Below are 7,328 nucleotides of genomic sequence, written 5' to 3'. Positions count from 1 at the left end.
GTGTTCCACCGCCATCAAAAATCCACCACGGCGGACGCGCTACGCGCGGCCCGCGTGGCTTTGGCCGCAGTTATCCCGGGCGTGCCGATCGGAGCCGGCACCGACGCCGATCTTTACCAGCTTAATCTGCAGCGCCCACCCGCGGACGCCGATCTCATCACTTGGTCGATGAATCCGCAGGTCCACGCCTTCGATGACACCAGCATCGCCGAGACACCCGAGGCCGCCGCGCATCAGTTGAGCAGCGTGCGCCGCTACTTCCCGGGAAAACCCCTCGTGGTGTCGCCCATCACCCTTCGGCCGCGGTTCAATCCGAACGCCACCGGCCCCGCGCCGACCGTGCCTCCCGGTGAACTTCCGTCGCAGGTGGATCCGCGCCAGCTCTCGCTCTTCGCCGCAGCCTGGACGCTTGCAATGATCAAAGCCCTCGCCGAGTCCGGAGCAACCAGCGTGACGTTCTTCGAAACGACCGGCTGGCGCGGCGTGATGGAAACAACGGCCGGCTCGCCGCTCCCGGCGAAGTTCCCCTCGGTTCCCGGGGCCGTATTCCCGCTCTATCACGTGCTGGCGGACGTGGCCGAATTCGCGGGTGGGGAAGTGGTTTCGAGCCTCTCCTCAGACCCGTTGGCCGTCGCCTTGTTGTTCCTTCGGCGGGATGCGCGTCGGCGTCTGATGCTGGCAAACCTCAGTCCCACTCCACACCACGTTCGGCTCAATGAATTCTCCGGAATCGTTTCATCGCGTTCCCTGGACGCCTCGATTAGCCTGTCCGCCATGAATCAGCCCAAGATGTTTCGCGCGCAGTTCACGCCGGTTGCCGGCCCGGAGCTCACGCTTCCGCCGCACGCCGTCATGACGCTCGATTTCGATTCTCCATAACCCACGCCCCAAGGCAAAACCACACCCCAAACCATGACCCACAAACCCAAACGAATCCCCCAGCTTCTCATCGCAAGCTTCGCGTTCGCCGCTCTCCTGCTTAGCGGCTGCAACAAATCCGATTCCTCTGGCGGAGCGCCTGGGGCGGACGCCAAAGCTCTCACCATCGGAGTCGCCTTCGAAACTCTGCAGACTGAATACTGGGTCGCCGGTTTCGAGGCCATCAAGGCCGAGTTGTCGAAGCGCCAGATCAAAGTCCTGGAGGCCATCGCCGACGGCGACTCAAACCGCCAGCTCGAACAGGTCAAGAACCTCGTCACGCGAAAGGTGGACGGCATCATCTTGGTGCCCAAGGATGCGAAGAGCACCGTGCCCGCGATCAAGGCGGCCAACGACGTGGGCATTCCCGTCGTGCTCTTCAACCGCATCGCGGATCCGGGGTCGGCCAAATTCGTCGGGGTGCAAGCGGACAACCTGAAGCTGGCACAGGAGACCGTCGCGTTCATGGTGGGCGAAGCCCGGAAGACCGGCCGCAGGCACAAGGCCTTGGTCGTCCTGGGCGATCTGGGCGACCTGAACGCCATCGGCCGGCGTGACGGCTTTGACGCTGCCGTGAAAGGAAACGAGGACATCATCGAAGTCGTCGCGCGTGTTCCCTCCGAGTGGAACCAGGAGAAGGCGCAGGCCGGAGTGGTCAATGCCCTCCAGGCGAATCCCGACATCAGCTTCCTTTTCACGTCGTCGGACTTTCTTTTCCCCTCGATCGTCACCGCCCTCAAACAGGCGGGCAAGTATCACAAGATCGGCGCGCCGGGCCATGTCATCCTGGGCGGCTTCGACGGCGACGCCACCGCGTGGCAAATGATGGTGGACGGCTTTCTCGACGCGACCGGGGTTCAGGATGTTTACTTCGAGGCGTCGGCCAGCGTGCAGGCCATCCTTGACCTGCTCGAGAAGAAGCAGGTCCCCGAGTTGATTCGCGACCCGGGTTTCGTCATCACTCAGGCCAATATGGAGCAAATGAAGGCGCGGATGTGGGGGGCGCAGATTAGGAAGTAGTTCGTGGTTCTTTGTTTGTTGTTTGTGGTTCGTGGTTCGTGGTTTGTTGTCGCAGCGTTCCGTGTGTTACTTGTCGGCAACGCACAACTGACAACGAACAACCAACAACGAACAATCCTATGACCAAAACAAACTTTGAACGGCTGGAAGTTTACCAACTGTCCGAAAAGATTGCGGATATGGTTTGGGAAATTCCGCGCAAGTGGGATTCGTTCGCGCAGGGCACGGTAGGGAAACAGATGGTGCGGGCGGCGGACAGCATCGGCGCGAACATCAGCGAAGGTGTGGGCCGTGGCAGTCACGCCGACAACAAACGTTTCGTCCGCACCGCACGCGGATCGCTCTACGAGACCAAGCATTGGCTGCGCCGCGCTTACAAGCGCGACCTTCTGACCAAAACGCAGATTGATAAACTCAAGCCGCTGATGGACGAAATCGCCCCGCGCCTGAACGCATACCTCAGATCCATCGGCCGTTTTCCCGAACCCATCGAATGACCGTGCAACGAACAACAAACAACAAACCACGAACCACGAACCAACCCCCCCCGGCCCTTCCCCGGCGATGCCTCCCTTCCTCAGAAGAACACTGACCACCGAATACTGGACGCTCCTGCTTTGCGCCGCCTACTTCGTCGCCCTGGCGCCCTTCACCCCCGGTTTCGCCACCGCCGGCAACCTGGCCAACGTGTTCTCGGCGATGCTGCCGCTGCTGGTGGTGGCCACGGGCCAGACCGTGGTGTTGATCACCGCCGGCATCGACCTCTCGGTCACCTCGATCATTGCGCTGGCCAGCGTGACGGGCGCGCTCTTGATCAGTGGCGATCAAGGGCTGCTGGCTGGACATGCGGCCGCTGTTCCAGCGGGCGTTCTGGCCATGGTCGCTCTGGGCGCCGCCATCGGTTTGCTCAATGGCGCGGTGGTCACCCAACTGCGCATGCCGCCGTTCGTGGTCACGCTCACGGGCATGATGTTCTTCAGCGGATTTGCCATCTGGCTGACCGAAGCCAAATCGATTGCGGCTCTGCCCTCCGGCTTCCTCGCCCTGGGAAAAAAACCTTGGCTGACGGGCGCGATTGCCACAGTCGTCGCCGGAGCCGGGCATCTGCTCCTGTCGCGGACGTTGCTTGGGCGCTGGCTCTACGCCGTCGGCCATAGTGCAAAGGTCGCACTCGTTTCCGGCGTGCCGGTCAACCGCGCCCTGATCCTGGCCTACGTTTGGTGCGGCCTGTGTGCGGGAGTGGCGGCGGTCCTGATCACCGGGCGCCTCGAGAGCGGATCTCCGGTGCATTGGCGAAGCAACCTGCTCGACATCATTGGCGCGACGGTGATCGGCGGCACGAGCTTGTATGGCGGCCGCGGCAAGGTATTGTGGACCGTGTTCGGCGTGCTCTTCCTGACGCTGCTCGACAACAGCCTGAACCTGCTGAACCTCTCTCACTTCACCATCATGATGGTGAAGGGTGTGGTCATTCTGTTCGCCGCAGCGATGGATGTTGGAAGGAGTTCGTGGCTCGTGGTTCGTGGTCCGTAGCCCAATGCCCCCATGCCCACAGACAACAAACAACCAACCACGAACAACGAACTGCTTTCGTTCAGTGGCATCACCAAGTCTTTCTTCGGGGTGGCCGTGCTCAAGGAGGTGAGTTTCAGCGTGCCAGCCGGGCAAACGCTCGGGTTGGTGGGCGAGAATGGCGCGGGCAAATCCACCCTGATGAACATCCTGGGCGGCAACCTGACGCCCGATGCCGGCCAGATGTCGCTCGCGGGCGAACCGCATGCGCCTGCCGCCCCGAAAGAGGCCACGCGTGCCGGCGTGGCGTTCATCCATCAGGAACTAAATCTCTTTCCCAACCTTTCCATCGCCGAGAACCTGTTCCTCGCCGCCTTCCCGCGACTGGGTCAGAAGGTTGTTCGTGGTTCGTCGTTCGTGGATCGTGGCAGCACCGACACGACTCGCGTTCAGCAACGATCAACGATCAACGAACCACAAACCACGAACCACGAACCACGAACCAGGAACAACGAACAACGAACCCCCAGCATTGGCCTACCCTGGATCGATCGTCGCACCCTCCGTTCCCGCACGACGGAACTTCTGCGCCAGGTCGGCCTCGATCATCCACCGGACACTCCCGTCGAGCGCCTGTCCGCCGGGGAACGACAGCTCGTCGAGATCGCCAAGGCGCTGAGCATCGAGCCACGCCTCATCATCCTGGACGAACCCACGACCTCCCTGACGGCCCGCGAAACCGAGCACTTGTTCGCGCTGCTGAACCGGCTCCGCGAACGCGGCATCGCCATGATCTACATTTCGCACGCGCTGAACGACGTGCTCCGCTTGTGTGATTCCATCGTGGTTTTGCGCGACGGCGCCGTCGTCGGCCAGGGCCCGCGCGCCGAATGGACGGTGGAGCGCATGATCACGCTGATGGTCGGCCGAGAGATGGAGCAATTGTTTCCTCAGCGCCCGCGATCCAATCCCGGATCACCGTCTGCATCTGCCGCCGGACCGGGCAGCACCTCCGGCGCGGAATCGTCCGACGCTATCCTGGAAGTCGCGGGCGTCACCCAGCCGGGCATCGTGGCCGACATCTCGTTTCGCTTGCGCGCCGGGGAAGTGCTCGGGATTTCGGGACTGATGGGCAGCGGTCGCACCGAACTTGCGCGCATCCTGTTCGGCCTGGATCCGATGGAGCGAGGGGAGATTCTGTTGGCCGGCCGCCCGATCGAACGGCTGTCGCCGCGCGAACGCGTGGCTGCCGGGATCGCCTTTCTGACGGAGAGCCGGCGCGACGAGGGGCTTTGCCTCGATGCATCCATTGCGGACAATCTGGCGCTGGTTGCACTGCCCCGACACGCGTCCCGCCCGGCTGGCTGGCTGGATCAAGGAGCGATGAACGCAGCGCTCCAAGCCGCGCGGCGCGCCGTCACCTTGAGCGCGTCCGCCCGCGACCTGCAGCCGGCAAAAACCTTGAGCGGCGGCAACCAACAAAAGGTCGTTCTCGCCAAATGGCTCCTTAACGAACCGCGCGTGTTCATCCTCGACGAACCCACCCGCGGCATCGACGTGGGCGCGAAGCACGAAGTGTATTCGCTTATCAACCAACTCGTCGGACGGGGCGCCGGCGTGCTCATGATCTCCTCCGAGATCGAGGAATTGATCGGCATGTGCGACCGCATTCTGGTGATGAACCGCGGCCGGATCCGCGATGAAATCCATCTCCACCAGTTCGATCGCGAACGGATTTTGAAGGCCGCCCTGCATGAAGGACATCTGACCTCGACGGTCGCAAGCCCGGAGGCCGCGCAATGAAGCCTGTGCTCGGGCTCCTGAACAACGCGCCGCTCGTGCTCTTCGCGGTCGTGTTCGCCGTGTTCGGCTCCCTCTCACCCAAGTTTATCGAGCTGCAAAACCTGTCCAACATCCTGCTGCAATCGAGCGCCATGGCCATCGTCGCCACCGGCATGACGTTCGTTCTCCTGACGGCGGGGGTGGATCTGAGCGTGGGCAGCGTGATGTTCGTCGCGGTGGCCGTGGCCGGGAAAATGATCTTCCAAGGTTCCCCGCTCTGGGTCGCCTTCCTCGCCGCGATGGGAGTGGGTGTGGTGGCAGGCGCCATCAACGCCGTGTTCATCATCCGGCTGCGGATCGTCGCGTTCATCGTCACGCTGGCCATGCTCTTCGTCGGACGCGGCTTCGGGCTGTGGCTGACCAACACGCGCGCCATGAACATGCCCGAGGCCGTCACGCAACTGGGTGCGGCGAAGCTCTGGGGCCTGCCGTTGCCGGTGATCGTCTTCGCGGTGATCTGCCTGGCGGCGCACCTGGTGCTCACGCGCACGCCGTTCGGCCGACAGGTTTACGCCGTGGGCCAGGACGCGGAAGCCGCGCGCAAGGCCGGCCTCAACGTGACGGGCGTGCTGTTTGCCGTGTATGTGATCGCCGGCTTTTGCGCGGCCGTGAGCGGCCTTGTGTCTCTCACGCAAACGGGCGCGGTCTCGCCGAGCTTCGGCCAGCAAAAGGAGTTCAACGCGATCGCCGCGGCGGTGCTCGGCGGCGTGAGTTTGTTTGGCGGACGCGGCAGCGTCCTGCCGGGGGCGGTGCTCGGGGCGGTGCTGATTCAGACCGTCGAGAACGGCCTGGTGATCCTCAACGCCAATCCTTACAGCTACCCCCTGGTGACCAGCGCCATCATCTTTGTGGCCGTCGCGATCGACAGTCTTCGCTCGCGTCTTCTCGCTCGCTTGAACCTGCGACGGATCTACGTGGACCCGGGTGCGGCTGCACGGCGAGGCGGGCAGGGATGAATGGTCCGCAACCGCGTTGCGTTGGCCGGTGGGAAAGGGCTAAAAGACCGAAAGATAATAGCCCAGGGCAAAGCGAGTCTGCGAGCGACGCCCTGGGTTAACCGTCCAAAAAATTTCCAAGCCCTGAAAGGGCGGCAGGAGTTTTGAAATTCAGTTCCGATGCGATGCGGAAAGTGGAGAGCAATTTCTCACGTGCGACGAGAACGCTTCTCCTCCGATTCGGAGCAACTCATCCAATTTCCAGGAGTGATAGCTTTGCGGAGGTCGAAATCCCGTGCGGCGTTTACGGAGAGTTTTGAGAGGGACAGGTTCCTGAATTTTCCACCGCTTCCCAATGCGAATCGCGTAACCGACAGACGCCCCGGCAAAATAAGTGTCGAACTCTCGCTTTGTCAGCCCGCTTCCTCCGTTGAACTTTCGCCAAATTGAATTCGGAGCCGCTGCGATTACCCCAGCAACTTCAAATGCTCCAACCATTCCCTTCGTCGCGCCTGATGCATAAACAACCACCAAGTCTCCGGCCTTGACGCGTGGTTTCACCCGCCAAAGCTCGACCGTCTTCGTCCCTGAAAAAATCAAATCCACAAAATGCGGACGGATTGAGAGTAGTAGTGCTTGATTGGTCGTCATGTCAGGTGAGAGCGCCTCACTTTCCCTTCTTTGCTTTGTCACACGATCCATGCTTGCCACGACCTCTACCCCGTCGGCTGACCGAGTTCGCTTGATGGCTCATCCCTCAGTCATGCGAGCCTTCACCGTTCCTATCACGGTTCGGCGGTTCCGAGATACCCGGCTCACTGGCTTCAGAGCCGGAAGCATTTTCGGGGCGGCAGTCTTCTCGTGATGTTGCGGCCTGCATGTTTGCTAGAGCGGCTGGCCAGTCCCCGCCGACGGCTCATGCCGCGGACAGGCCCGCCCGTTTACGGCAGAGCTTGCCCCAGTCAGGGTCTCCCCCAACCAGAGTCTGCTATCACTACTCGGCCCAACCATCCATTGCCGAGGCAGGACTTGCACCTGCAAGCGTGTCAACGTCCGAAGGCTGCACATAGGAATTTGCTTTCTGGACGCTGCCCGGTTCAG

The 7,328-nt window shown here is 62.1% G+C and carries 6 protein-coding genes; 5 read left to right on the top strand and 1 reads right to left on the bottom strand.

Annotated elements, in window-relative coordinates:
- The first annotated feature begins 912 nt into the window (after positions 1–912).
- From FJ398_24220 to FJ398_24200, 5 genes are all read left to right on the top strand, one after another.
- Entirely contained in the window at positions 913–1,938 is a 1,026-nt protein-coding gene (locus tag FJ398_24220; GenBank protein MBM3841002.1) for a sugar ABC transporter substrate-binding protein, read from the top strand.
- 119 nt (positions 1,939–2,057) lie between these two features.
- A complete protein-coding gene (locus FJ398_24215; GenBank protein ID MBM3841001.1) occupies positions 2,058–2,435 on the top strand; it encodes a four helix bundle protein in 378 nt (125 codons plus the stop codon).
- Between the two features lie 67 nt (positions 2,436–2,502).
- Complete coding sequence (locus tag FJ398_24210) at positions 2,503–3,471, top strand: ABC transporter permease (protein ID MBM3841000.1); 969 nt, start codon at positions 2,503–2,505, stop codon at positions 3,469–3,471.
- 12 nt (positions 3,472–3,483) lie between these two features.
- Positions 3,484–5,253 carry a sugar ABC transporter ATP-binding protein gene (locus FJ398_24205; protein ID MBM3840999.1) on the top strand — a complete coding sequence of 590 codons (1,770 nt, stop codon included), beginning with the start codon at positions 3,484–3,486 and terminating at the stop codon, positions 5,251–5,253.
- Entirely contained in the window at positions 5,250–6,248 is a 999-nt protein-coding gene (locus FJ398_24200) for an ABC transporter permease (GenBank protein MBM3840998.1), read from the top strand. Before FJ398_24205 ends, FJ398_24200 begins: the two co-directional genes overlap by 4 nt.
- 150 nt (positions 6,249–6,398) lie before the next feature.
- On the opposite strand, the gene FJ398_24195 is transcribed toward FJ398_24200, so the two are convergent.
- Positions 6,399–6,938, bottom strand: a complete 540-nt coding sequence (locus FJ398_24195) for an ASCH domain-containing protein (protein ID MBM3840997.1) — start codon at positions 6,936–6,938, stop codon at positions 6,399–6,401.
- Positions 6,939–7,328: the final 390 nt, after the last annotated feature.

The sequence above is a fragment of the Verrucomicrobiota bacterium genome (assembly GCA_016871535.1).
GTDB lineage: Bacteria > Verrucomicrobiota > Verrucomicrobiia > Limisphaerales > SIBE01 > VHCZ01.
Note: the sequence above shows the minus strand (reverse complement) of the source record. Positions and strands in the feature narration are given on the sequence as shown.

Bases quoted from the DNA above. Each gene is read 5' to 3' on its own strand.
- FJ398_24220 (MBM3841002.1), top strand. From the start codon at position 913: ATGACCCACAAACCCAAACGAATCCCCCAGCTTCTCATCGCAAGCTTC.
- FJ398_24210 (MBM3841000.1), top strand. From the start codon at position 2,503: ATGCCTCCCTTCCTCAGAAGAACACTGACCACCGAATACTGGACGCTC.
- FJ398_24215 (MBM3841001.1), top strand. From the start codon at position 2,058: ATGACCAAAACAAACTTTGAACGGCTGGAAGTTTACCAACTGTCCGAA.
- FJ398_24200 (MBM3840998.1), top strand. From the start codon at position 5,250: ATGAAGCCTGTGCTCGGGCTCCTGAACAACGCGCCGCTCGTGCTCTTC.
- FJ398_24205 (MBM3840999.1), top strand. From the start codon at position 3,484: ATGCCCACAGACAACAAACAACCAACCACGAACAACGAACTGCTTTCG.